The following is a 23,996-nucleotide window of genomic DNA, read 5'->3' as shown; positions in this document are numbered from 1 at the left end:
CCGCAGGATATCCGCATGACCGCGACCGACATCACCGCCCCGAACCATCCGCCTGTCAAATTCGGGAAAGTGGGCGTTTTGCTGGTCAATCTCGGCACGCCCGACGGCACCGACAAGGTCTCGATGCGGCGCTACCTCAAGGAATTCCTGACGGATCGGCGCGTCATCGAATGGTCGCCGTTCTTCTGGTATCCGATCCTGTTCGGCATCGTTCTCAACAGCCGTCCTGCCAAGGTCGGCAAGGCCTATGCGACGATCTGGAACAAGGACCTGAACGAGAGCTACCTGCGCACCTACACCCGCAACCAGGCAGAACTCATGGCGAAATCCCTCGCCGATCTGCCTGATGTGCGTGTCGACTGGGCCATGCGCTACGGCCAGCCGTCGATCCGGTCGAAGATGGAGGAACTGCACAAGGACGGCTGCGAAAGGATCCTCGTCTTCCCGCTATACCCGCAATATGCGGCCGCGACCACGGCGACCGTCAATGACGAGGCCTTCAAGGCACTCCTGAAAATGCGCTGGCAGCCAGCCCTGCGCACGGCAGCGCCCTACCACGACGATCCCGTCTATATCGATGCCTTGGCCAACTCGATCACCAGCCACCTCGCCACGCTCGACTGGCAGCCGGAAGTGGTGCTCGCCTCATTCCACGGCATCCCGCAGTCCTATTTCGACAAGGGCGACCCCTATTACTGTCAGTGTCAGAAGACCGCCCGGCTCTTGCGCGAAAAGCTCGGCTGGCCGAAGGAAAAGCTGCAGGTCACCTTCCAGTCGCGTTTCGGGCCTGAGGAATGGCTGCAGCCCTATACCGACAAGACCGTCGAGAAACTGGCTCAGCAAGGCACCAGGCGCATCGCCGTCATCAATCCCGGCTTCGTCTCGGACTGCCTGGAAACGCTGGAGGAAATCGCCGAACAGGCGGCCGAGAGCTTCCATCACAACGGCGGCGAGAAATTCACCCATATCCCCTGCCTCAACGACGGCGCCGACGGCATGAAGGTGCTTGAGACCGTGGTGCGCCGGGAGCTTCGGGGCTGGGTCTGACCACCTTCACTGGCCAGGGGCGAACCGCAGGTCAGGGTCGGGGTGACCGTGGCGTCACCGCGCCCTCTCCCCACCCGCAACCTCGTCGCCAGCCCCCTAAAACAGAGCCGCAACAGCGCCGAAGAAACTCCACCAGTCCTTGCAAATAACCCTGCCAACTGTCACGTCTTGTCCTAGAGTGCATCAACAACAGGATGCGCCCAACAGGAGAACACCCAATGCCACTGGCCGGACTGGATATTGCCGTTATCGTACTTGTGGTCCTTGCCGTTCTGGTCATTTTCAAAGGCGTAAAAACCGTCCCTCAAGGCTACCGCTACACCGTCGAACGTTTCGGCCGATACACGAAAACCCTTGAGCCCGGCCTGAACATCATCATTCCGTTCATAGACGGCATTGGTGCCCGGATGAACGTGATGGAACAGGTGCTCGACGTGCCGACGCAGGAGGTCATCACCCGCGACAATGCGAGCGTCTCGGCCGACGCCGTCGCCTTCTACCAGGTGCTGAACGCCGCCGAGGCCGCCTATCAGGTCTCCAGTCTTGAAACCGCCATCCTCAACCTCACCATGACCAATATCCGCTCCGTCATGGGCTCGATGGACCTCGACGAGCTGCTGTCGAACCGCGACACGATCAACGACAAGCTGTTGCGCGTCGTCGATGAAGCCGTCGGCCCCTGGGGCATCAAGGTTACCCGCGTCGAGATCAAGGACATCCAGCCGCCGAAGGATCTGGTCGACGCGATGGCGCGGCAGATGAAGGCGGAGCGCGAAAAGCGCGCCCAGGTGCTCGAAGCCGAAGGCTCGCGCAACGCCCAGATCCTGCGCGCCGAGGGCGCCAAGCAATCGGCGATCCTCCAGGCCGAGGGCCAACGGGAAGCTGCCTACCGCGAGGCCGAAGCGCGCGAGCGCCTCGCCGAAGCCGAAGCCAAGGCCACCAGGATGGTGTCGGAAGCGATCGCTGCCGGCGACGTGCAGGCGATCAACTACTTCGTCGCGCAAAAATACACCGAAGCGATGGCCTCGATCGGCACTGCCCCGAATTCGAAGGTCGTGCTGATGCCGATGGAAGCCTCCTCGCTGATCGGCTCGCTCGGCGGCATCGGCGCGATCGCCAGGGAGGTGTTCGGCGATGGCGGTACGCCGGCTCCCTTGCGGCAAGCGACGCCACGCACGACGCCCGTGCGCAATCCATTCGCAACACCGCAACAGGAAAGCTGATCCATGATCGAGCGCATCATCCTTGAACTTGGTCCCTGGGGTTGGTGGGCATTGGGTCTGGTGCTGCTGGCAGCCGAAGTCGTGGCGCCCGGCATGTTCCTCGTCTGGATCGGCATAGCCGCCATTCTGACCGGCGCCGTCTCGCTGCTGCTCTGGGAAGCCAGCTTCTGGGTCTGGCAGGTGCAGCTGGTATTCTTCGCCCTCCTTGCCGTCCTCGCGGTTTTTGTGGGACGCCGCCTCATTGCCCGCTCGGACGCGTCGGACGAGCCGCTCCTCAACCAGCGTGGCGCCCGGCTGATCGGCCGTACCGCCGTACTGGAAAAGCCGATCACCGAGGGCCGCGGCCGGATCCGGCTCGACGACACGACATGGACCGTCAGCGGACCGGATCTTCCCGCCGGTGCGCGTGTCAAGGTAACCGGCAGCAGCGGCGGCCGGCTGACCGTGGAAAGCGCCTGAAATTAAAGCCGAAAGCCGTTTCGGAAAGAAACGGTTAACCACATCCGTTTACGGTTGCGCAACACTGGTAAACGGATTCCCGGGCATTCGGCAGATGGCGCCAATCTTTCCACGAACGAAGAGGACTTGCGTCCCGCGCCCGGCCGCGGTTGCGTGGGCCGTCGCCGGCTGTACGCTGCTTTCGCCCCATCTGGTTTTCGCCCAGGCCTTTTTGCCTGCATCTGACGACGCCGACACGACAACCGTCAGCAGCACTGCAACAACAACAACCGGCACCGCCGCAGCCAATGCGACCACACCGGGCTCCGCGGCCGGCCAGGACCCTGTAGCTACGCTGACCACCGGTTCGATCAGCACCGATTCCGGCGAACCGCTGCTCAATGATCCCACCATCGATGAAGACTTGACCCGCACCAATCTGCGCGAAAGCACCGTCGATGGCCTGCGGTCGCAACTCGATCTCGACCGCAACGATGCGCCCGGCGTCCGGCTTGGCAGCTTCGTCCTGAAACCGACCCTTGGCCAGACCTTCAATTACGAAAGCACCAAGACCGGCGGTTCGAAGCAAAGCCGCAGCTATCTCGAAACCGGCATGAAGGGCACTCTGACCTCCGATTGGTCGCGCCACCAGTTGACCGTCACCGGCGAAGGCACCTGGCAACGCAACGTCTCCGGCTCCGGCGAAACCGAACCGACCGCCGACATGGAGGCGGCCCTTCGCCTCGACATCGGCAACGACACCACGGGGACGCTGAAGGCCGGCTATCATTTCGAGCGCGAGGATGCGACCGATCCGAACGCGATCAGCGATGCCAGCTCGCAGTCGGGCGTCAACCAATATACGCTCGGCGCCGGCATTGCGCATGACTTCGGCATCCTGCGCGGCTCTGCCAAGGTGGATTACGACCGCTACGTCTATGGCGATGTGGATCTCAGCGACGGCTCGACATTGTCGCAGGAAGACAGGAACCGCAACGCAGGCGCAGTCACGGTGCGCGTCGGCTATGACCTTTCGCCGGCGCTCATCCCGTTCATCGAAGCCTCGGCCGGAAAATCGATCTACGACCTGCGCACGGACACCTCCGGTTTCGAGCGATCCTATGACAGCTACGGCGGCCGGGCCGGCGTCGAGGTCGATCTCGGCGAAAAGCTCAACGGCGAAATCGCGCTCGGCTATCAAACCTACCGGTTCGACGACAATCGCCTCGAAGACCTAGACGGCGTCACCATCGACGGCCTGCTCAACTGGTCGCCGCAACGCGGCACGGACATAACATACGGCATTTCCACCGGCATCGAACCCTCCACCACCCCCGGCGACAGCGGCGCGCTCGCCTATACGCTAAGCAGCAAGGCGACGCATGAACTGCGCTCGAACCTCGTGGCCCGCCTGTCGAACAGCCTGACGTTCCGAAACTATCCGTCCGGCAGCGTTTCGGAAGACCAGAGGGTCTGGCTGGCGGGCGCCGGCTTGACCTGGGACCTGAACCGCTATCTCGCCCTCACCGGCGATGTCGGATACGAACGCACCACGCAGGATACCGCCCCATCGACCAATATTGCCCGCGTGGGCGTCGGCCTGACGTTGCGGCGCTAACAACAGCCCCCCGCCTGCGCGGCATACGGGGGTTCCATGCATGTCCGGCGGGTTACTGCAGCTTCGAAACCAGCGCCTTGAACTGGGCTTCGACGGCCGGGCGGATATCGGCGCGCTCGAGGGCGAAGGCAACGTTGGCAAGGATGAAACCGTCCTTGGCGCCACAGTCATAGGTGTTGCCGCGGAACACGTAGCCGGCGAAATCCTGGGACCGAAGCAGCTTGAGCATGCCGTCCGTGAGCTGGATCTCATTGCCGGCGCCACGCTCCTGGTTTTCCAGGATAGAGAAGATTTCCGGCTGCAGGATATAGCGGCCGTTGATGAAGAAGTTGGACGGTGCCGTTCCCTTGGCCGGTTTTTCGACCATGCCGGTGATGCGGAAGCCGTCGCCGATCTTTTCGCCAACGCCGACAATGCCGTATTTGTGCGCCTGGTCGGGTTCGCACTCCTCCACCGCTATGATGTTACCGCCGCTCTGAGAATAGAGATCCATCATTCCCTTCATGCAACCCGGCTCGCCGCGCATGATCATGTCGGGCAAAAGCAGCGCGAAGGGTTCGTTGCCGACGATCTCGCGGGCGCACCAGACGGCGTGACCAAGCCCCAGCGGCTCCTGCTGGCGCGTGAAGCTCACCGAGCCCGCCTTGGGCAGTTGCTGCGCCAGAAGCGTCATCTCGGCCTTCTTGCTGCGCTCGCGCAACGTCTGCTCGAGCTCGAAATGAATGTCGAAATAGTCCTCGATCACGTGCTTGTTGCGGCCGGTGACGAAAACGAAATGTTCGATGCCTGCCTCCAGCGCCTCGTCGACGACATACTGAATGATGGGCTTGTCGACGACCGTCAGCATTTCCTTCGGCACGGCCTTTGTTGCCGGGAGAAATCTCGTCCCAAGCCCCGCCACGGGGAATACGGCCTTACGAACCTTGCGCTTGTCAGTCATTGACATCTCCAGAATCACGAACAGTGCGATTTAAAACGGGGTAAATTGGTATGAATAGGGATTAAATGGCAAATTGCTATTTTTTTGCGAAGCAAGACGGTTCCACCCATTCATGGTAAAGAATTTGTTGACTTCATTTTCGTAAGCTTCCCACTCTGGCGGTTGCATTTTGGCTGAACGGCCCGAAAATGGAACCACATGCATGTAACCTATGCGTGAAGCTTGGCTCTAATACTGTAAATTTGCGCGCTTCAGACTCATGGTGCCTGGCAGCGCGCCGAGCAACGGAAACGACAGCTGATGACAAAGACCCGAAAAGATCTCCTTTGCCGTGCCGCAGCCGCGTTCATCACAGCCACAGCCTTGTTTGCCTCGTCCCCCGCCCGGGCGGATGCCGGTTTCGAGACCTGGATCAACAGCTTCTATGCCACCGCGGCAAAGAGCGGGATCAGCAAGGCCACCTATCGACAAGCCTTCGCCGGTATCAAGACGCCCGATCCGGACGTGCTTGAGAAAGCACGCTACCAGCCCGAATTCAAGCACAAGATCTGGGAATATATCGATAGCCGCGTAAACCCCTATACGCGCAAGATCGGGCAGGAAATGGCGGTCAAGCATGGCCGGACCCTCGCTGCCCTCGAGCGCCACTTCGGCATCGACAGGAACATTCTTCTGGCGATCTGGTCGATGGAATCCAACTATGGCGCGGTCCTGGCAAAGGACGAGCGGCTTCACTATGTCCCGCGCGCTTTGGCCACGCTTGCCTATGCCGATCCGAAACGGGCCAAATACGCCAAGACGCAGCTGATCGCTGCCCTGAAGATCCTGCAGAACGGCGATGTCGGCCCGCGCGACCTGAACGGCTCCTGGGCCGGCGCCATGGGCCACACGCAGTTCATTCCGACCAGCTATCTGCTCTACGCCATCGACGCCGATGGCAATGGCCACAAGGACATCTGGAACTCCGTGCCGGATGCGCTGGCAACCGCTGCCAATCTGTTGAAGAAGAATGGCTGGCAGCCCGGCCAGACCTGGGGCTATGAAGTGGCCCCGCCCCGCGACGGCAGCCAGTATGCCGGCCAGACGAAGACGCTGGCACAGTGGGCCGCCCTCGGCTTTACCCGCCCGAACGGCAAGGGCTTCCGCAACGGCGACCAGCGCGCGGAGCTGAAAATGCCCGGCGGCGCCGGCAGCCCGGGGTTCCTGATGACCAAGAACTTCTTTGTCATCAAGCGCTATAACGCCTCCGATTCCTATGCGCTCGGCGTTGGCCTGCTTGCCGACGAAATCGCCGGCTATGGCGGCATGCAGCAGGCCTGGAGCCGTCCGGACGGCTCGCTCGACATCAAGCAGAAGTTCGAGCTTCAGTCGCGGCTGAAGCAGCTCGGCTATTATGACGGCGAAGTCGACGGCAATTTCGGCTCCGGCTCCAAGGCCGCCATTCAGGCCTTCCAGAGCCGCAACGGCCTCGCACCGGACGGCGAACCGACGCAGCATCTGTTAAAGGCTCTGCGCAACTAGCCCTCAATTGCGGCGCATTCCTGCGCCACGATCGACGGATAAGGTCCTAAAGGGAGCCGATGCGCATTGGCTTTAGCGCGAAAGACGCCCGGTACGGTTCATGAGCACGAAGACGATGGCATTCAGACGCGGCATGAAGTGGCTGCTCAATAGCCTGATCGTCGTTGCGGTCGGCGTCACGGCATTCGTGATCGAACCGCCACGACAGGCCGGCGCCCAGGAGCGCCGGTCGATCCTCGACATGCTGTTCGGCTTCGGCCGGCGGCGGCCGCCGCCGGTCTATGAAGACGTTCCGATCTACGAGCCCCGGCAGCGGCAGCCGCAGCAACAGCGGCAGCGGCCGCGAAAGGTAAAGCAGAAGGCCAAGCCCGCACCGGTCGAGCCCGCCCCCGTCGTGGTGGAAAAACTGGACAATGCCAAGAAGGTGCTGGTCGTCGGCGACTTCATGGCTGGCAGCCTCGGCGACGGGCTGAAGACCGCATTTGAAACAACCCCCGGCATTGTCATCGAAACCCGCGCCAACGGCTCCTCCGGCCTGGTGCGCGAAGATTATTTCAACTGGCCGGAAAGCCTGCCGGCCTATGTCGCCGAGATAAAACCGTCGATCGTCATCGTCAGCCTCGGTGCCAACGAACGCCAGCAAATGTCGATCGATGGGGAAAAGGAAAAATTCCGCACGGATCGCTGGCTTGCCGAATATACCCGCCGCACCAGCGCCTTTGCGGCGCTTGCCCGCAACGGGAATATCCCCCTGCTCTGGGTCGGCATGCCGCCCTTCCAGTCCACCGCGATGACCGCCGACATGGTTACGTTGAACGGCATCTTCCGCACGGAAACGGAAAAGGTCGGCGGCACCTTCATCGACATATGGGACGGCTTCGTTGACGAGGGCGGCAAATTCGTCATGACCGGCTCTGACATCAACGGCCAGCAGGTCCGCCTGCGCGGCTCGGACGGCATCAACCTGACCAAGGCCGGCAAGCGCAAGCTCGCCTTTTACGTCGAGAAGGACATCCGCAAGCTGCTCGGCGATGCCGCCGCCTCGACGCTGGACGTTCCGGGCGCCGCCGGCCTCAAAGACCTCGTCGTCGCTGCTCCGACCGCCAACGAAGATATCATCCAGACCCAACCGATCAGCCTCGACGACCCCAATCTGGACGGCGGCGCGAGCCTTCTCGACGGCGCGACGGCGCTCACCAGCAACGGCAAAAGCCCACGCGACCGCCTCGTCGAAAAAGGCGAGGTCGCCGATGCTCCGATCGGACGCGTCGACGACTTCCGCCTGGCAAAGCCGCAGACGGTGATCAGCAACCCAGTGATCCGGAATTGAACGAAGGCAACGTGGCGTGCGAACCTCGCAGCAGGCGTCGTTGACTTGACGACGGCGTCGGTTTCCGTTACATGTAACAGGAATCGGAGGACTTCGAGCCATGCCGACGCCTGTCAATCAGCGGGTCCAAAAGCGCCGGGAGAGTCTCCGCGCAGCAGGACTGCGGCCTTTGCAGATATGGGTTCCCGACACGCGGCGACCAGGATTCGCGGAGGAATGCCGCCGTCAATCGCTATTGGTGGCGAAGGCCGACGTGCTCGATCAAGACCTGCGGGACTTCATGGACGCAGCCCTTGCCGAACTGGATAGCGACAGCGCATGAGGCGGGGCGACCTTGTGACGGTTGCGATGCCCGGCGATTTCGGTAAGCCGCGTCCCGCCCTGGTTATTCAGTCAGATCAATTCGATCGCACCGCTACAGTCACGGTCCTTTTGATTTCCAGCACGCTGGTCGATGCGCCCTTGATCCGGGTGATCACATATCCGACTCCCGGAAACGGGCTTCGCAAGGCATCACAGATCATGATTGACAAGGTCATGACCGTAAAGCGCGACAGGCTGGGAGAGGCGTTCGGCCGGATCGACGACGAAACAATGATCGCCGTCAATCGGTCCCTAGCCCTGTTCTTTGGCTTCGCCTGATCGTTGCCGTTGCCAACGTGACCATGCGACACCCTCCGGTGGCGCCTCGACGAATTCCGCCTGGCAAAGCCCGTCAGCAACCCGGTCATCCGGCATTAGCGAGAGGCAACGGGTCTGCGGTCTGCCCCGCAGCATCCCCGGATTTGACGGAAAATCCCGAGGCGAGGACGCGGAATGCCTCGACGGCCTTCGGCAACACGTCCTGCGGGTTTTCGCTGGCAGCGATCCATAATGCCGCGTTCAGCGCCGCGCCACTCAGGAGCCGGGCTGCCGCTTCGGCATCGACCGGCTTGACCACCCCCTGCGCAATCAGTCGCTCCACGGCCCGCTTGGTGACCTGCAGGCAGCTGTTCTGACTGGGCCATTGAGACGGATCGCCCAGCACGGCGGGTCCGTCGAGCAGAACGATACGCTGGACTTCCGGATCAAGCGCCATCTCGATATAGGCCACCCCTTCCGAAAGCAGGCGCTGCCAATCATCTCCCGCGCGAGCTCCAATTTCCTGCGCGCGCGATGCCATTTCCGAATCGATCTGGTCGACGACCGCCGCCAGAAGCCCGCGTTTGTCCCCGAAGTTGTGATAGAGCGCGCCGCGCGTCAGTCCGGCATCGGCGGTCAGTTCATCCATCGACGCAGCGGAATATCCTTTTTCGGCAAATGCCTTGCGACCCGCGGCAATCAACTTTGCCCGGTTCTGCTCCATCGTTTCGGCGCGCTTGTTCGCCATTTTCGATAATTCCACATACGCATCGTATATTAATTTGACATACGGGTCGTATATCAGTATCTGCATACGCACCGTATATCAAAGGGAGCCGCGTGTGAAGGGCAGCCCGCAGGCTGGCGCTCCCCCACAAAGGAAGGATCAGACATGATTGAACGACAGGCAGTCTTCCCCGCCAACCGGCACGCTCTCTACGAGGCGCATGGCTATTCGGCGGCAATCCGTTCCGGTGACCTGCTGTTCGTTTCCGGGCAGGTCGGCAGTCGCGCCGACGGAACACCTGAACCGGATTTCGAACAGCAGGTGAAACTGGCTTTCGACAACCTCAAGGCGACGCTGAACGCGGCAGGCTGCACGTTCGACGATCTGGTGGACGTAACCACCTTCCACACCGACCCCGAAAATCAATTCGGGGCGATCATGGCCGTCAAGCAGTCGATTTTCGAACGGCCGCCCTACCCGAACTGGACGGCTGTCGGCGTAAACTGGCTCGCGGGATTCGATTTCGAGATCAAGGTCATCGCCCGTATTCCTTCGAAATCATGACGCTGTTAACGTTTTTTGGGGGAAGCCGCAGACTTCCGGAATTGACGAGAAGCCTGCCGCAAACCGGACGAACAAACCCGGTTTTGCGGCAGTTCTCGTTCTTTTAGCCGGCGCATGGCATTGCCGGAAAGCCGCTTATCAGCGCGGCAGCACCGTCGACCCCATCAGCGCCTCGTCGATGGCGCGGGCCGCTTGGCGGCCTTCGCGGATCGCCCAGACGACCAGCGACTGGCCGCGGCGCACATCGCCGGCCACCCAGAGCTTGTCGACCGAGGTACGGTAGTCCTTGTCGTTGGCAACGACATTGGTCGAGCCGCGGCGGTCGGTGTTGATCTTCAGCTTGTCGCCGAGATCCTTCAGCACGCTGTCGGTGAACGGGCCGCTGAAGCCGATTGCGATGAAGGCGAGATCGGCCTTGATGACGAATTCCGTGCCGGCGATCGGCTTGCGGCGCTCGTCGACCTGGCAGCATTTGACGCCCGTCAGCATGCCGTCTTCGCCGACGAATTCGAGCGTCGCCACCTGGAACTCGCGCACGGCGCCTTCGGCCTGCGAGGACGAGGTGCGCATCTTCGTTGCCCAGAACGGCCAGACGGCAAGCTTGTCTTCCTTTTCCGGCGGCATCGGGCGGATATCGAGCTGGGTCACCTTGACGGCGCCCTGGCGAAAAGCGGTGCCGACGCAGTCGGATGCGGTATCGCCGCCGCCGACGACCACCACATGCTTGCCGCCGGCAAGGATCGGGTCCGACGGCCAGCCGACGCTGTCGATATTCTCGCGGCCGACGCGGCGATTCTGCTGGACAAGATAGGGCATCGCGTCATGCACGCCGGCGAGATCGACGCCCGGAATGCCGGCATCGCGCGGCGTTTCCGAACCGCCGCAATAGAGCACGGCATCATGGTCGGCCATCAGGCTTTCGACGGTGCGATCGACACCGACATTGACGCCGCAATGGAAGGTGACCCCCTCGCCGCGCATCTGGTCGACGCGGCGGTCGATGAAGTTCTTCTCCATCTTGAAGTCGGGAATGCCGTAGCGCAGCAGGCCGCCCGGCTTGCTCTCGCGCTCGAACACATGGACCTCGTGGCCGGCGCGGGCGAGCTGCTGCGCGGCTGCCATGCCGGCCGGGCCCGAGCCGATGATCGCCACCTTCTTGCCGGTCTTCACGACGGCCGGTTGCGGCACGATATAGCCCATTTCATAGGCCTTGTCAGCGATCGCCTGCTCGACGGTCTTGATCGCCACCGGCGCGTCCTCGAGGTTCAGCGTGCAGGCTTCCTCGCAGGGAGCGGGGCAGATGCGGCCGGTGAACTCCGGAAAATTGTTTGTCGAGTGCAGGTTGCGGATCGCCTCGTCCCAGTTGCCGTTGTAGACGAGATCGTTCCAGTCGGGGATCTGGTTGTGCACCGGGCAACCGGTCGGACCGTGGCAATAGGGGATGCCACAGTCCATGCAGCGCGCGGCCTGTTTCTGCACTTCCGGGTCCGACATCGGGATTGTGAATTCGCGGAAATGCCGAATGCGGTCCGATGCCGGCTGATACTTCGCCAGCTGCCGGTCGATTTCCATGAAACCTGTAACCTTACCCATGTTTCGTCCCTTATATCATAGAGGAGGCCACGCGGGACCCCAGTACCAGAAGGCGAAGCCGATCAGCGCCCCAGCACAATGAATTCCATATCGATCTCGCCGTTCGCCATGAACCGATCGCCGGAACAGCGACCGCGACACCCGCCGAAATCACCCGATGAATGGCAGCGCCGCGCGGCATTACTCCGCCGCAATGCCCATCCGCATGCGCTCCATCTCCTCCAGCGCACGCCGGTATTCCACCGGCATGACCTTGCGGAATTTCGGCCGGAACTCGACCCAGTGGTCGAGGATTTCCTTGGCGCGCGGCGAGCCGGTGTAGTGCAGATGGTTCGAGATCAGCTGGTAGAGCCGCTCGTCGTCATGGCGCGTCATGTCGCCGGACACATCCACCCTGCCCTTGTGCATGAGATCGCCGCCGTGATGATGCAGCTTCTCCAGCATGTCGTCTTCTTCCGGAACAGGCTCGAGCTCGACCATCGCCATGTTGCAGCGCTTGGGGAAATCGTCGCTCTCGTCCAGCACATAGGCGACGCCGCCCGACATGCCGGCCGCGAAGTTGCGGCCCGTCTCGCCAAGAACCACGACCACACCGCCGGTCATGTATTCGCAGCCGTGGTCGCCCACACCCTCAACGACGGCGATGGCGCCCGAGTTGCGCACGGCGAAGCGTTCGCCGGCGACGCCGTTGAAGTAGCATTCGCCGGAGATGGCACCGTAGAGCACCGTGTTGCCGACGATGATCGACTTCGCCGCGACGATCTTCGAGTTTTCCGGCGGGCGCACGACGATGCGGCCGCCCGAAAGGCCCTTGCCGACATAGTCGTTGCCGTCGCCGATCAGCTCGAAGGTGATGCCGCGCGCCAGGAAGGCGCCGAAGGACTGGCCGGCCGTGCCGCGCAGCTTCACGGAGATCGTGTCGTCCTTCAGGCCCTTGTGGCGATAGCGCTTGGCGACTTCGCCCGAGAGCATGGCACCGGCCGAACGGTCGACGTTCTTGATGTCGACCTCGATCGAGACCGGGGTCTTCGCTTCCAGCGCCGGCTGTGCGGCGGCAATCAGCTTGCGGTCGAGGATGTCGTGGATCGGATGGTTCTGCCTCTCGGTCCAGTAGGTCTTTTCCTTCGGCGCATCGACCTTGTGGAAGATGCGCGAGAAGTCGAGCCCATTGGCCTTCCAGTGCGAGATCATCGCGTCCTTCTCGAGCAGTTCGGAAAGGCCGATGATGTCGTCGAACTTGGCAAAGCCGAGCGATGCGAGGATTTCGCGCACTTCTTCGGCCACGAAGAAGAAGTAGTTGACCACGTGCTCCGGCGCGCCCTTGAAGCGCTTGCGCAGGACAGGATCCTGCGTCGCCACGCCCACCGGACAGGTGTTGAGGTGGCACTTGCGCATCATGATGCAGCCGGCGGCAATCAGCGGTGCCGTCGAGAAGCCGAACTCGTCGGCACCGAGCAGCGCGCCGATGATGACGTCGCGGCCGGTCTTCAGGCCACCATCGACCTGCAGCGCGATGCGCGAGCGAAGCCCGTTCAGCACCAGCGTCTGATGGGTTTCGGCAAGGCCGATTTCCCATGGGCTACCGGCATGCTTCAGCGAGGTGAGTGGCGAGGCACCCGTGCCGCCGTCGTAGCCGGAAATGGTGATGTGATCGGCGCGCGCCTTGGCAACGCCGGCCGCAACCGTGCCGACGCCGACTTCGGAAACGAGCTTCACCGAGACATCGGCTTGCGGGTTGACGTTCTTCAGGTCGTAGATCAGCTGCGCCAGATCCTCGATCGAATAGATGTCATGGTGCGGCGGCGGCGAGATCAGGCCGACGCCCGGCGTCGAATGCCGGGTCTTGGCAACCGTCGCATCGACCTTGTGGCCGGGCAGCTGGCCGCCCTCGCCTGGCTTTGCCCCCTGCGCCACCTTGATCTGCAGCATGTCGGCATTGACCAGATATTCGGTCGTCACACCGAAGCGGCCGGACGCCACCTGCTTGATGGCGGAGCGCTCGGGGTTCGGCGAACCGTCATAGAGCGGGAAATAGCGATCGCTCTCCTCGCCGCCTTCGCCGGTGTTGGACTTGCCGCCGATGCTGTTCATCGCGATCGCCAGCGTCGTATGCGCCTCGCGGCTGATCGAGCCGAAGGACATCGCCCCTGTCGAGAAGCGCTTGACGATGTTGACGGCCGGCTCGACCTCGTCGATCGGGATCGGCTTGCGGCCGAGCGCCTCGGCCGACCTGATCGAGAACAGGCCACGAATGGTGTTCATGCGCAGTGCGGCACCATTCACCATCTCGGCAAATTCGCGGTAGCGCTCGACGGCATTGCCGCGCACGGCATGCTGCAGCGAGGCAACCGCGTCCGGCGACCAGGCATGGCCTTCGCCGCGCATGCGGTAGGCATATTCGCCGCCGATCTCCAACGTGTTCTTGAGCAGCGGGTCCGGACCGAAGGCGGCCTGATGGCGGCGGAAGGTTTCCTCCGCGATCTCCGTCAGGCCGATGCCTTCGATCTGCGTTGCCGTACCGAAAAAGTACTTGTCGACAAGCTCCTGCTTCAGACCGACGGCATCGAAGATCTGGCCACCGCAATAGGACTGATAGGTCGAGATGCCCATCTTGGACATGACCTTGAGGATGCCCTTGCCGACTGCCTTGATGTAGCGGTAGACGACTTCGCTGCTCTCAACCTCCTTCGGAAACTCGCCGCGCTTGTGCATGTCGGTGAGCGTGTCGAAGGCGAGGTAGGGGTTGATCGCCTCGGCGCCATAGCCCGCGAGCAGGCAGAAATGGTGCACTTCGCGCGGCTCGCCGCTCTCGACGACGAGGCCGACGGAGGTACGCAGCCCCTTGCGGATCAGGTGATGGTGCACGGCAGCGGTCGCCAGAAGTGCGGGGATCGCGACGCGATCCGGGCCGATCTGGCGGTCGGACAGCACGATGATGTTGTAGCCGCCCTTGACGGCGGCTTCCGCCCGCTCGCAGAGCCGGTCGAGGATTTCCGGCATACCTTCGGCGCCACGCCCGACGTCATAGGTGAAGTCGAGCGTCTTGGTGTCGAACCGGTCTTCCGTGTGGCCGATCGAGCGGATCTTTTCCAGATCGCCATTGGTCAGGATCGGCTGACGCACCTCGAGCCGCTTGGCATGCGACATGCCGGCATGGTCGAGAATGTTCGGCCGCGGCCCGATGAAAGAGACGAGGCTCATCACCAGCTCCTCGCGGATCGGATCGATCGGCGGGTTGGTGACCTGCGCAAAGTTCTGCTTGAAATAGGTGTAGAGCAGCTTGGTCTTGTCCGACATTGCCGAAATCGGCGTGTCGGTCCCCATCGAGCCGATCGCTTCCTGGCCGGTCGTCGCCATCGGCGACATCAGGATCTTGGTGTCTTCCTGGCTGTAGCCGAAGGCCTGCTGGCGGTCGAGCAGCGACACGTCGCGGCGCAGCGCGCGCGGCTCGACGGGCTTCAGATCCTCCAGGATGAGCTGGGTGTTGTCCAGCCACTGGCGATAGGGGTGCTCGTTGGCGAGCTTCGACTTCACCTCCTCGTCGGAGATGATGCGGCCTTCCTCCATGTCGATCAAAAGCATCTTGCCCGGCTGCAGCCGCCACTTCTTGACGATGCTTTCTTCCTTCACCGGCAGGGTGCCGGCTTCGGACGCCAGGATGACGCGGTCGTCATCCGTGACGAGATAGCGGGCCGGACGCAGGCCGTTGCGGTCGAGCGTCGCGCCGATCTGCCGGCCATCGGTGAAGCAGACGGCGGCAGGCCCGTCCCACGGCTCCATCAGGGCAGCATGATATTCGTAGAAGGCCTTGCGTGCGGGCGCCATCAGCTGGTTGCCGGCCCAGGCTTCGGGAATGAGCATCATGACGGCATGCGACAGCGGATAGCCGCCCTGCACGAGGAATTCAAGCGCGTTGTCGAAGCAGGCCGTGTCCGACTGCCCCTCATAGGAGATCGGCCAGAGCTTGGAGATATCGTCGCCGAACAGGGGCGAGGACACCGAAGCCTGGCGCGCCGCCATCCAGTTGACGTTGGCGCGAAGCGTGTTGATTTCGCCGTTATGCGCGACCATGCGGTAAGGATGCGCCAGCTTCCACGAGGGGAAGGTGTTGGTCGAGAACCGCTGGTGAACGAGTGCGACTGCCGATTCGAAGCGCGGGTCGGACAGGTCCTTGAAATAGGCGGCCACCTGGTAGGCGAGGAACATGCCCTTGTAGACGATGGTCTTCGACGACAGCGATACCGGATAGAAACCGGTCTCGGCGCCATGGAACGCGTCATAGATACGGTTTGAGATCACCTTGCGCAGCGTGAACAGGCGGCGTTCGAACTCGGCGTTGGTCGCTGCATCGCGGCTGGCACCGATGAACACCTGCAGGTGGTGCGGCTCCGTCGCGGCGATCTCAGGTGCCTTTGACAATGAGGAATTGTCGACCGGAACCTCGCGGAAGCCAAGCAGCACCTGACCTTCTTCCGCAACGACGTCGGCGATCACCTGCTTGAAGTGGGCGATTTGCGCCTCGTCGCGAGGCATGAAGAGATAGCCGACGGCATAATCGCCGGCCTTCGGCAGGGTCACGCCCTGGAGCGCCATTTCCTCGCGGAAGAAGCGGTCGGGAATCTGCACGAGAATGCCCGCGCCGTCGCCCATCAGCGGATCGGCACCGACGGCGCCGCGATGCGTCAGGTTTTCAAGGATGAAGAGGCCGTCCTTGACGATCTGGTGCGACTTCTGGCCCTTCATATGCGCAACAAAGCCGACGCCGCAGGCGTCATGCTCGTTCGTCGGGTCATAGAGACCCTGTTTTTTCGGCAGGCCGGACGGGAATGCGGTGTTTTTCTCAACCGTCGCCGTTGGGCGCACAGTGTTGAGTCCAGTTTCGGTGGATGGCGTAAAGTCCGTCATCGTCTTCCTCCTGTTGACCCGGCCGAGCCGGATTTTCCGCAGTCCAGGCAGGCTTTCGCGGGCAAGTTTCCCGTTCCAGCCCGGCGCCGGCATTATCGTTGCATGATCCTGAGCCGGTCGCAAATGAAGCGTTTACTGCATCAGGCATGATGCTCGCGACCATCGCGATTGCCACGTCGGCCCGGACAGCGAGCGTCCGGCGCGGTTGACAATCGTCGGCCGGCCACCGCGTTTGCATGGGCGTTCCGGCGTCTTTCCGGTCTTGAGACCGAAATAGGACAGTCTTGCTGTCCTATTTCATAGGCTCTATGCCAGAAACCTCCCCGCACCGCAAGGGTACCAATATAAAATATTCCGGGAGATTTTGCCGAACATTGCGGTTAATTTCGCGTTTTTGTAATTTTCTTTCGCAATCCCGCGGTTTTCTTCAATTTGGTTTCAAACTGGTCTGACATTGTCCTTATCCGGCAATTCCGGATTGATTGCCGCTGGAGCATCTTTATGGTCGCGACCAGCCATCCCGCCGGAGCGTTTTGCCCGCAAACCACAGGACCACATCGATGATCTTTTCTTCCGACAACTGGGCGGGCGCCCACCCCGTGATTGCCGAAAGCCTGGTCAAAGCCGCCAGCGGCTACGCCTCCGCCTATGGCACCAGCGACCTCGACAAGAAGGTTGAGAAGACCCTTTCGGAGATTTTCGAACGCGATGTCGCCGTCTTCTTCGTCGCCACCGGAACGGCGGCCAATTCACTGGCGCTTTCCAGCGCCAACCGCCCGGGCGGCCATGTCTTCTGCCATCGCGAGGCGCATGTGAATGTCGACGAATGCGGCGCGCCGGAATTCTTCTCGCACGGCAGCCGCATGACCCCGGTGGACGGCTCGTTGGGCAAGATCGATCCCGTAAAACTGGAGGCCGAGATCAGGCGCTTCCCGCCCGGCTTCGTCCATGGCGGACAGCCGATGGCGATCACGATGACGCAGGCCACCGAGGCGGGCACGGTTTACAGTCTCGACGAGATCGACGTGATCGCGCATATCGCCCGGAAATTCAAACTGCCCCTGCACATGGACGGTGCGCGCTTCGCCAATGCGCTGGTGACGCTCGACGTCACCCCGGCTGAAATGACCTGGAAACGTGGCATCGACCTGCTCTCCTTCGGCGGCACGAAGAACGGCTGCTGGTGCGCCGAGGCGCTCATCCTGTTCGATACCGCCAAGGCCAGTCAGATGCACTATCTGCGCAAGCGCTCCGGCCAGCTCTTCTCCAAATCCCGCTTCATCGCCGCCCAGTTCGATGCCTATCTCGCAGGAGGCCTCTGGCTGGACCTTGCCCGCCACGCAAACGGCATGGCGAATCGGCTGGCCGAGGGCATCGAAGCATCGAACGGCGCAAGGCTTGCCTGGCCGAGCGGCTCCAATGAACTCTTCGTCATCCTGAAGAAGGACACCGCAAAAAAGCTGGAAGAAGGGGGCGCCGTCTTCTACGACTGGCCCGTGCCATACACCCTGGCGGGATCGATCGCGGCCGATGAAGGCCTCTATCGCCTGGTCACCAGCTTCGCGACGTCGAGGGAGGACGTCGAGCAATTCATTGCGGCTTGCTAAACCCGGCCCGCGGGTCTACCGGCACAACAGGAGGAAGAGCGGACCAAAGGGGCCCGCGGTCGCCGGCGTCCAGCGCCGGGGATCAGGCCCTGGGAAGACGGCTCTTGAGTTTCATGACCCTGCCATAGGCGGCAACGATCGCGTTACGCACCGCGGGGTCTTTTGCGGCCGCCGCCTCCAGAATGGCGGTCACTTTCGCATCGATCTGCGGATCGACCGATTTGGCATTGCCAAAGACGATGATGTCGTTGCCGGCAAGCACCGCGCCAACGACCGCATCCTTCAGCGCAAACCGGCCGCTGACCGCCGCCATCTGCAGATCGTCGGAAATGACGGCACCGCGAAAGCCGAGCCGTTTCCGCAACAGACTGCGCAGCACGCCCGGCTCGAGGCTGGCCGGCAGCCTGCGGGATCCCGTCTGGAATTTTGCGTCGTACATATGCCCGCTCATCACCAGGTCCGCATAGCCCTGAGAGATGAGGGTGCGGAACACCTCGATCTCCGCCGGTTTCGACGTTTCGGTAACATCCGTCCAGCCGTCGTGGCTGTCGCGGCGACTAGAGCCATGGCCCGGGAAATGCTTCAGCGCCGTCAGCACGCCCTGCTCGCGGTGGCTTTCCACGAAGGCGGCGCAATACTGCACCACCGTCGCCGGATCGGCAGAAAAGCTCCGGCCGAGACGGCCGATGACCGGGTTATCAGGATTGACGTCGAGATCGGCGACAGGGCCGAGGTTGAGGTTGAACCCCCACCGGCGCAGATGGCTGGCCAGATTGCCATAGGTCTCATAGGCATCCCGCGGTGTCGTTCGACCTGCGACCGAGCGCGCCGACGGCACCTGCGGAAAACCGGCTTTCGCCGACGCCCGCTGGATGGCGCCGCCTTCCTGATCGATGGCAATCAGCAAAGGCCGGCCAGCGGAGCGCTGCAGCGCCCTGTTCATCGCGCTGACGCGCGCGCGACCGGCAATATTGCGCTGGAGGTAGAGCACACCGGTAATGCGCCCCCGCCGCGCCTTTTCCAGGATGTGGCGAAAGGCCGGATCGTCGACCGAGGCCCCCTCGAAACCGACCATGATCATCTGCCCGATCATGAGGGCGAGATCGGTTTCGGAGGCGGGCGTGGCAGCCGGCGCAGGCGTCTCCTGCGCAAGCGGCGCCGAGCCCCCGATCGAGCCAAGGAAAAGGAGAGCGATGAAGGCGACGGCTCGCAGCATGCGGTTCCCCTGATCAAGTCTCTCGACACCACCTGACGCGCGGCCGGTCCAGGCCACCGGGCAGGATCGCGGCATCCGCTCTAATCCTTGGGCAGCGCCGGCACCACCCTGAAGGGCGAAACCTGTTCCTCGGCGCGGCGGGCAGAAACGACGCCCCGCGCATCGACGCTGTTTCCGGCATAGCCACCCTTCAGCCAGCACTTGTTCCGCTTTGCCCGGCTGGCGAAGGAGAGCGCGGTGCACCGGTTGTCGCTCCGGCAGTTCTGGAAGCAGGCCGCATAGCTACGATCGTTTGTCGGGCCGAGATCGATCGCCCGGATATCCGCCGACACCATCAGTTCCCACTGGATGCTGATCACCGGCGGCGGTTCGCTGCGCCCGGCCTTGAAGAAGTAGCCGCCGGTCACCCCATCGGCCCGTTGCGCCACCTCATAGCTGCCCTTCAGGAAGCAACGCTGGGCCTTGGCGTTGTAGGTGAACATCCGGCAGGCGAGATTGCTGCCACACAGCGCCGCACATTGATCCGCGCTCTGCACCTTCAGGCCGCTGTCATAGAGGTCGCCGCCGAAGAAATCGATATTGGCATAGGTCGCCATGAACCAGGCCTTCTGCTCGCTTTGCTCCGGAGTGCGTTGCATGGCGCCGTTGAATTCGCCGGGCGTGTTCAGCGCCAGTTCCGTCGCCTCGCCCGGCTCGTGCGCGCCTTCGTCGGCGGTGATCTTGGCGATCCTCGCCTGGGCGAGGTCCGCATAGACCGTTCCGGGGAACATCCGCACGATCGTCTCCATGTCCGTGCGGTTGTTGCTGGTGCTGACGGCTTCCCAGGCGACACGCGCCTTGTCGATCTCGCTGCGCACGTCGTTCTGTCCCGCCGCCTCAGCGCCGCCCTGCCCGGTCTTTTGTCGTTGCGCCGCTGCCTCCTCGGTTTCGGCCATGGTCAGGTTTTCGGCAGGCAGCGAGCCGTATTTGAAGGGTTCCTGCCTGCCGCCGGTGTCCTTCATGACGTCGTCGCGCACATGCCGAAGCATGAAATCGACATCGAGACCGGGCTGCACGATGTGCTTCAACAGCGCCTTGGTAAAGGGGCTGTTGCGCTCGCTCCCGTCGCTCGCCGTCGTCCCGCCCTTGGCGGCAAAGGCAACGACGGTGCCCTCATTGGGTTCGATCGGCGCAAGTCCCCGGCCCAGCGCCGAACGGCTTGCGCCGGGACGTGACTGGAGTTTCTTCAGGAACGGATTGTTGCGGCAGGCATCGAGGAAAACGATACGCAGCCGCGAGGCGCCGTTGACCGCATTGAGAACCAGGTCCAGCGGCAGCGCCTGGAACGCGATCTGGCTTTCATTGTCGAGCCGCGCATCGATCGGGATGAGATAATTGGTGCCGGACATTTCGATGCCGTGGCCGGCATAGAACACGGCAGCGATTTCCGCCTGGTCCGCGAACTGGGTAAATTCCATCAGCGCGTTTCGCAGCGAATTGTAGTCGAGATCGAACTTGACGATGACCTTGAACCCGATGCGCGACAGGACTTCGGCCATATCCTCGGCGTCGTTCTGCGGATTGACGAGCGCTGCCTCGTTCGCATATCGGGAGTTGCCGATGACGAGAGCCACCTTCTTGTCCGACTGCGCTTCAGCCACTTCGCACGTCACAACAAGAGCCACGGCCGCCAAAACCAGCAGCATCACGACGCGAACCCTGAAAAGCTCCAGGCCTGACACGGCTACTCCCCCCATGCGGGATCGGGACGCCGAACAACCGAACCGCGCACATCGTTCAGATTGACACAATTGCGGCAGGAATCAACGCCGCTGACTCAATGACGAATCAGCAGGAAAAATGAGCCAAATAAAAAACGGCGCCCTTCCGGACGCCGCTTCTTCATCTGGTGATCGATGCGCAAGGCTTACTTGGCAGCTGCCTCGACCTGGGTCGCCTCGATCTGCTTCGGCTGCGATGTCGCAGCGCTGATTTCGATGCGGCGCGGCTTGGCGGCTTCGGGGATCTCGCGCAGGAGATCGATGTGAAGCAGGCCGTGCTTCAGCGAAGCGGACTGGATTTCCACGTGATCGGCGAGCTGGAAGCGGCGCTCGAAGGCGCGCTTGGCGATGCCGCGATACAGGAACTGGTTTTCCGGGGTCTTTTCTTCGCTCTTCTCACCCTTGACGGTCAGCGTGTGCTCTCGCGCTTCGATCGAAAGCTCGGTTTCATCGAAGCCGGCGACGGCCATGGTGATCCGGTAGGTGTTTTCACCGGTCCGCTCGATGTTGTACGGCGGATAGGTTTGCGACTGGTCCGGCTGGCCGAGACTGTCAAGCATGGTGAAGAGACGATCGAAGCCGACCGTGGAACGATACAGGGGGGAAAAATCAACGTGACGCATGGTGTCCTCTTGAGAGCAACTGTTAGCGATCATGGCCTTGTCACCCCGAAAAGCGGCGATGGCAAAGCCGGTTAGACGGGCCCGCCTTCGGCGCCCGCAACGATGAGATGGGGATTGTTTTTCCGGCCTTCAAGACCCCGGAAAACAAGTTCGGGCTGCCGGAAACAAGGGCCTTTTTCGGTAAACGCAGGATGAACGGTCGGTTCGTCTTGCGTTCAGCTTGAGCCGGCTAGATTGGCACGATCGGAAGACAAGGCGGGCAGCACGGTCAACGTCCCTTCTCCCGCAGGCTGCCCTGCCCGGCCGACCGACTGTCTCTGGCCGGGAACGGTAAACCTGTCCCCCACCGTTTCCGGCCCTTTTTCTTTGACGGCTGGTGCGCGCTCGCCTATCCCTTGATGCGCAGGCCTGCACCCTTCCTTAATCGGAATCTTTCAAGGTTGGGTCCTGAGTATCCAGTGCTATCAGCACGCAACTTGAGAGCGCCGCCGGACCGACCTTGCCATGATGCCAACCCTTCATTCCACCCCGGACAATCCGATCCCCGGCAATCATACCGTCGGCTTCTTCGAAGGGGTCGGGGGCAAGAAAATCCGCTATGCCATTTTCAAATGCGCCGCGCCGGTCGCGAGCGGCACCGTCGTGCTTTTGCAGGGCCGCAACGAATCGATCGAGAAATATGCCGAGACCATCGGCGAATTGACGGCGCGGGGTCTCTGGGTCGCGACCTTCGACTGGCGCGGCCAGGCCGGCTCGGAGCGCCTCTTGAAGAAGCCGCGCCGCGGCCATGTCCGCCGTTTCTGCGACTATGAGCGCGACCTCACCATCTTCCTCGACAGGATCGTGCTGCCCGATACGCGCCTGCCCTTCTTCATGATCGCCCATTCGATGGGTGCGCTGGTCGCGCTGTCGCAGGCGCCGCTGCTCGCCAGCCGCATCGATCGCCTGGCGATCCTGGCGCCCTTCGTCGCGCTTGGCGCTCAAAGGTTTGGGCACCGCACGATCGGCTTTCTCGCCGCCGCCTTCAGCCTGTGCGGCCTGGGGTTCCTGCCCTTGATGCGCGATAAAGGCGCGCTGCCGTTTTCGCAAAACCTGCTGACATCGGATGCGCGCCGCTTCGCCCGCAACATCGCGCTGACCGACATCCACCCGGAACTGGCGCTGGGGCCGCCGACCGCCCGCTGGCTGCATGAGACCTTCAAGGCCATCAGGCGCGTTTCAAGCCGCGAGCACCTGACGCAGATCCGGGTGCCGACAATCCTTTTGGCACCGACGCGGGACCTGCTCGTGCCGCATCTCGCCGTCGAGAACCTTGCCCGCAACTTCCGCGCCGGCCACATGATTCCGATCGACGGGGCCCGCCACGAGTTGCTGCAGGAGGCCGACTACTACCGCGCCCAGGCGATTGCCGCGATCGAAGCCTTCATTCCCGGCAGCAGCGGCGATATGGCGATGACGGACGCCGATGAACCGGCCGGCGAGAGCGTCTCAGCCCTTTAGAATGGCCAGCGCCTGCCGGTGAACCTCTGCGCTGCCGGCCGCGATGATTTCGCCGCCCATTTCCGCCGGCCCGCCGTTCCAGTCGGTGACGATGCCGCCGGCCTGCTCGATCAGCGGGATCAGCCCGCCGACATCATAGGGTTTCAGGCCACATTCGATGACAACGTCGATATGGCCGGAGGCGAGCAGCGCGAAGGCGTAGCAATCGCAGCCGTAGCGGGCGAGTTGCACCTTGCTCTGCACCGCCTCGAACCGGACCTTGATGTCACCGGTATAGAGATGCGGCGAGGTGGTGAACAGGATCGCCTGCGAAAGATCGGCGCAAGCGCGCGTCGCGATCTTCCGGTTGCCATCGCGGCCGCGATAGAAGGCATCCTTGCCGTCGGCGAAATAGCGCTCCTCGGTGAAAGGCTGGTCCATCAACCCCATTACGGCCTCGCCCTTGTGATAGAGGCCGATCAGCGTGCCCCAGACCGGCAGCCCGGAGATGAAGGCACGCGTGCCGTCGATCGGGTCGATGACCCAGACATAATCCCGGTCGAGGCCGACATTGCCGAATTCCTCCCCGAGGATGCCGTGATCCGGGAAATGGCTTTCGATCAGGCTGCGGATCGCCGCTTCTGCCGCACGGTCGCCTTCGGTCACCGGGTCGAAACCGGCAGCCTCCTTGTTGGCAACGCTGATGCCGGTGCGGAAACGCGGCAGTGTTTCGGCCTTGGCCGCATCGGCGAGGCGGTCGAAAAATTCACGGTCCGGCAGCATG

At 62.5% G+C, this 23,996-nt stretch carries 19 protein-coding genes; 11 read left to right on the top strand and 8 right to left on the bottom strand.

From position 1 onward, the window contains the following. Positions 1–15: 15 nt before the first annotated feature. The 4 genes from hemH to JNB71_RS17955 all read left to right on the top strand — a co-directional run bounded on the left by hemH (position 16) and on the right by JNB71_RS17955 (position 4,326). Positions 16–1,047: a ferrochelatase gene (gene hemH, locus JNB71_RS17970; RefSeq protein WP_220373180.1), complete on the top strand. Its 1,032-nt coding sequence runs from the start codon at positions 16–18 to the stop codon at positions 1,045–1,047. 218 nt (positions 1,048–1,265) lie between these two features. Continuing rightward, a complete protein-coding gene (locus JNB71_RS17965) occupies positions 1,266–2,270 on the top strand; it encodes an SPFH domain-containing protein (RefSeq protein ID WP_220373179.1) in 1,005 nt (334 codons plus the stop codon). Between the two features lie 3 nt (positions 2,271–2,273). After that, positions 2,274–2,729, top strand: coding sequence for an NfeD family protein (locus JNB71_RS17960; RefSeq protein WP_220373178.1), 456 nt, complete (start codon positions 2,274–2,276; stop codon positions 2,727–2,729). A gap of 94 nt (positions 2,730–2,823) precedes the next feature. After that, positions 2,824–4,326, top strand: a complete 1,503-nt coding sequence (locus JNB71_RS17955) for an outer membrane beta-barrel protein (protein WP_220373177.1) — start codon at positions 2,824–2,826, stop codon at positions 4,324–4,326. 52 nt (positions 4,327–4,378) lie between these two features. Here the strand turns inward: JNB71_RS17955 and galU are convergent, their stop codons facing one another. Continuing rightward, entirely contained in the window at positions 4,379–5,266 is an 888-nt protein-coding gene (galU, locus tag JNB71_RS17950; protein WP_220373176.1) for a UTP--glucose-1-phosphate uridylyltransferase GalU, read from the bottom strand. Between the two features lie 300 nt (positions 5,267–5,566). On the opposite strand from galU, the gene JNB71_RS17945 reads away from it, so the two are divergent. The 4 genes from JNB71_RS17945 to JNB71_RS17930 all read left to right on the top strand — a co-directional run bounded on the left by JNB71_RS17945 (position 5,567) and on the right by JNB71_RS17930 (position 8,759). Next, positions 5,567–6,787, top strand: a complete 1,221-nt coding sequence (locus JNB71_RS17945) for a lytic murein transglycosylase (RefSeq protein WP_220373175.1) — start codon at positions 5,567–5,569, stop codon at positions 6,785–6,787. Positions 6,788–6,887: 100 nt separating this feature from the next. Further along, positions 6,888–8,117 (top strand): SGNH/GDSL hydrolase family protein, encoded by a 1,230-nt coding sequence (locus tag JNB71_RS17940; RefSeq protein WP_220373174.1) that lies wholly within the window; start codon positions 6,888–6,890, stop codon positions 8,115–8,117. Positions 8,118–8,217: 100 nt separating this feature from the next. Beyond that, positions 8,218–8,439: an antitoxin MazE family protein gene (locus tag JNB71_RS17935; RefSeq protein ID WP_220373173.1), complete on the top strand. Its 222-nt coding sequence runs from the start codon at positions 8,218–8,220 to the stop codon at positions 8,437–8,439. After that, on the top strand, positions 8,436–8,759 hold the full coding sequence (locus JNB71_RS17930) for a type II toxin-antitoxin system PemK/MazF family toxin (RefSeq protein ID WP_220373172.1): 324 nt from the start codon (positions 8,436–8,438) through the stop codon (positions 8,757–8,759). Before JNB71_RS17935 ends, JNB71_RS17930 begins: the two co-directional genes overlap by 4 nt. 85 nt (positions 8,760–8,844) lie before the next feature. On the opposite strand, the gene JNB71_RS17925 is transcribed toward JNB71_RS17930, so the two are convergent. Then, complete coding sequence (locus tag JNB71_RS17925) at positions 8,845–9,486, bottom strand: TetR/AcrR family transcriptional regulator (protein ID WP_220373171.1); 642 nt, start codon at positions 9,484–9,486, stop codon at positions 8,845–8,847. A 144-nt stretch (positions 9,487–9,630) separates the two neighbouring features. Between JNB71_RS17925 and JNB71_RS17920 the strand changes: the two genes are divergently transcribed. After that, a complete protein-coding gene (locus tag JNB71_RS17920; protein WP_220373170.1) occupies positions 9,631–10,029 on the top strand; it encodes a RidA family protein in 399 nt (132 codons plus the stop codon). Between the two features lie 138 nt (positions 10,030–10,167). On the opposite strand, the gene JNB71_RS17915 is transcribed toward JNB71_RS17920, so the two are convergent. Then, complete coding sequence (locus JNB71_RS17915; RefSeq protein WP_220373169.1) at positions 10,168–11,622, bottom strand: glutamate synthase subunit beta; 1,455 nt, start codon at positions 11,620–11,622, stop codon at positions 10,168–10,170. A gap of 180 nt (positions 11,623–11,802) precedes the next feature. After that, on the bottom strand, positions 11,803–16,527 hold the full coding sequence (gene gltB, locus JNB71_RS17910; protein ID WP_220373168.1) for a glutamate synthase large subunit: 4,725 nt from the start codon (positions 16,525–16,527) through the stop codon (positions 11,803–11,805). Positions 16,528–17,087: 560 nt separating this feature from the next. Between gltB and JNB71_RS17905 the strand changes: the two genes are divergently transcribed. Further along, the gene (locus tag JNB71_RS17905; protein WP_220373167.1) at positions 17,088–18,134 is read left to right on the top strand and encodes a threonine aldolase family protein; all 1,047 of its coding nucleotides are present in this window, start codon (positions 17,088–17,090) and stop codon (positions 18,132–18,134) included. Positions 18,135–18,216: 82 nt separating this feature from the next. On the opposite strand, the gene JNB71_RS17900 is transcribed toward JNB71_RS17905, so the two are convergent. The 3 genes from JNB71_RS17900 to JNB71_RS17890 all read right to left on the bottom strand — a co-directional run bounded on the left by JNB71_RS17900 (position 18,217) and on the right by JNB71_RS17890 (position 21,733). Beyond that, the gene (locus JNB71_RS17900) at positions 18,217–19,350 is read right to left on the bottom strand and encodes a glycoside hydrolase family 3 N-terminal domain-containing protein (RefSeq protein WP_220373166.1); all 1,134 of its coding nucleotides are present in this window, start codon (positions 19,348–19,350) and stop codon (positions 18,217–18,219) included. A gap of 80 nt (positions 19,351–19,430) precedes the next feature. Continuing rightward, a complete protein-coding gene (locus JNB71_RS17895) occupies positions 19,431–21,071 on the bottom strand; it encodes a caspase family protein (protein ID WP_220373165.1) in 1,641 nt (546 codons plus the stop codon). 185 nt (positions 21,072–21,256) lie between these two features. Next, on the bottom strand, positions 21,257–21,733 hold the full coding sequence (locus JNB71_RS17890; RefSeq protein WP_220373164.1) for an Hsp20 family protein: 477 nt from the start codon (positions 21,731–21,733) through the stop codon (positions 21,257–21,259). 504 nt (positions 21,734–22,237) lie between these two features. Between JNB71_RS17890 and JNB71_RS17885 the strand changes: the two genes are divergently transcribed. Beyond that, a complete protein-coding gene (locus tag JNB71_RS17885; RefSeq protein ID WP_220373163.1) occupies positions 22,238–23,233 on the top strand; it encodes an alpha/beta fold hydrolase in 996 nt (331 codons plus the stop codon). Here the strand turns inward: JNB71_RS17885 and hisN are convergent. Next, a complete protein-coding gene (gene hisN, locus JNB71_RS17880; RefSeq protein ID WP_220373162.1) occupies positions 23,222–23,995 on the bottom strand; it encodes a histidinol-phosphatase in 774 nt (257 codons plus the stop codon). The two genes, JNB71_RS17885 and hisN, sit on opposite strands and share 12 nt — an antisense overlap. Position 23,996: the final 1 nt, after the last annotated feature.

The sequence above is a fragment of the Rhizobium herbae genome, from assembly GCF_019511375.1.
Taxonomy (GTDB): domain Bacteria; phylum Pseudomonadota; class Alphaproteobacteria; order Rhizobiales; family Rhizobiaceae; genus Pararhizobium; species Pararhizobium herbae_A.
The sequence above is the reverse complement of the archived record's forward strand: the minus strand, read 5'-3'. Positions and strand labels throughout refer to the sequence as shown.

Coding starts and splice junctions, on each gene's coding strand:
- gltB (WP_220373168.1), bottom strand. CDS start 16,527: ATGACGGACTTTACGCCATCCACCGAAACTGGACTCAACACTGTGCGC.
- JNB71_RS17960 (WP_220373178.1), top strand. CDS start 2,274: ATGATCGAGCGCATCATCCTTGAACTTGGTCCCTGGGGTTGGTGGGCA.
- JNB71_RS17965 (WP_220373179.1), top strand. CDS start 1,266: ATGCCACTGGCCGGACTGGATATTGCCGTTATCGTACTTGTGGTCCTT.
- JNB71_RS17930 (WP_220373172.1), top strand. CDS start 8,436: ATGAGGCGGGGCGACCTTGTGACGGTTGCGATGCCCGGCGATTTCGGT.
- hemH (WP_220373180.1), top strand. CDS start 16: ATGACCGCGACCGACATCACCGCCCCGAACCATCCGCCTGTCAAATTC.
- JNB71_RS17955 (WP_220373177.1), top strand. CDS start 2,824: ATGGCGCCAATCTTTCCACGAACGAAGAGGACTTGCGTCCCGCGCCCG.
- JNB71_RS17935 (WP_220373173.1), top strand. CDS start 8,218: ATGCCGACGCCTGTCAATCAGCGGGTCCAAAAGCGCCGGGAGAGTCTC.
- galU (WP_220373176.1), bottom strand. CDS start 5,266: ATGACTGACAAGCGCAAGGTTCGTAAGGCCGTATTCCCCGTGGCGGGG.
- JNB71_RS17940 (WP_220373174.1), top strand. CDS start 6,888: ATGAGCACGAAGACGATGGCATTCAGACGCGGCATGAAGTGGCTGCTC.
- JNB71_RS17885 (WP_220373163.1), top strand. CDS start 22,238: ATGATGCCAACCCTTCATTCCACCCCGGACAATCCGATCCCCGGCAAT.
- JNB71_RS17915 (WP_220373169.1), bottom strand. CDS start 11,622: ATGGGTAAGGTTACAGGTTTCATGGAAATCGACCGGCAGCTGGCGAAG.
- JNB71_RS17920 (WP_220373170.1), top strand. CDS start 9,631: ATGATTGAACGACAGGCAGTCTTCCCCGCCAACCGGCACGCTCTCTAC.
- JNB71_RS17890 (WP_220373164.1), bottom strand. CDS start 21,733: ATGCGTCACGTTGATTTTTCCCCCCTGTATCGTTCCACGGTCGGCTTC.
- hisN (WP_220373162.1), bottom strand. CDS start 23,995: ATGCTGCCGGACCGTGAATTTTTCGACCGCCTCGCCGATGCGGCCAAG.
- JNB71_RS17905 (WP_220373167.1), top strand. CDS start 17,088: ATGATCTTTTCTTCCGACAACTGGGCGGGCGCCCACCCCGTGATTGCC.
- JNB71_RS17925 (WP_220373171.1), bottom strand. CDS start 9,486: ATGGCGAACAAGCGCGCCGAAACGATGGAGCAGAACCGGGCAAAGTTG.
- JNB71_RS17900 (WP_220373166.1), bottom strand. CDS start 19,350: ATGCTGCGAGCCGTCGCCTTCATCGCTCTCCTTTTCCTTGGCTCGATC.
- JNB71_RS17945 (WP_220373175.1), top strand. CDS start 5,567: ATGACAAAGACCCGAAAAGATCTCCTTTGCCGTGCCGCAGCCGCGTTC.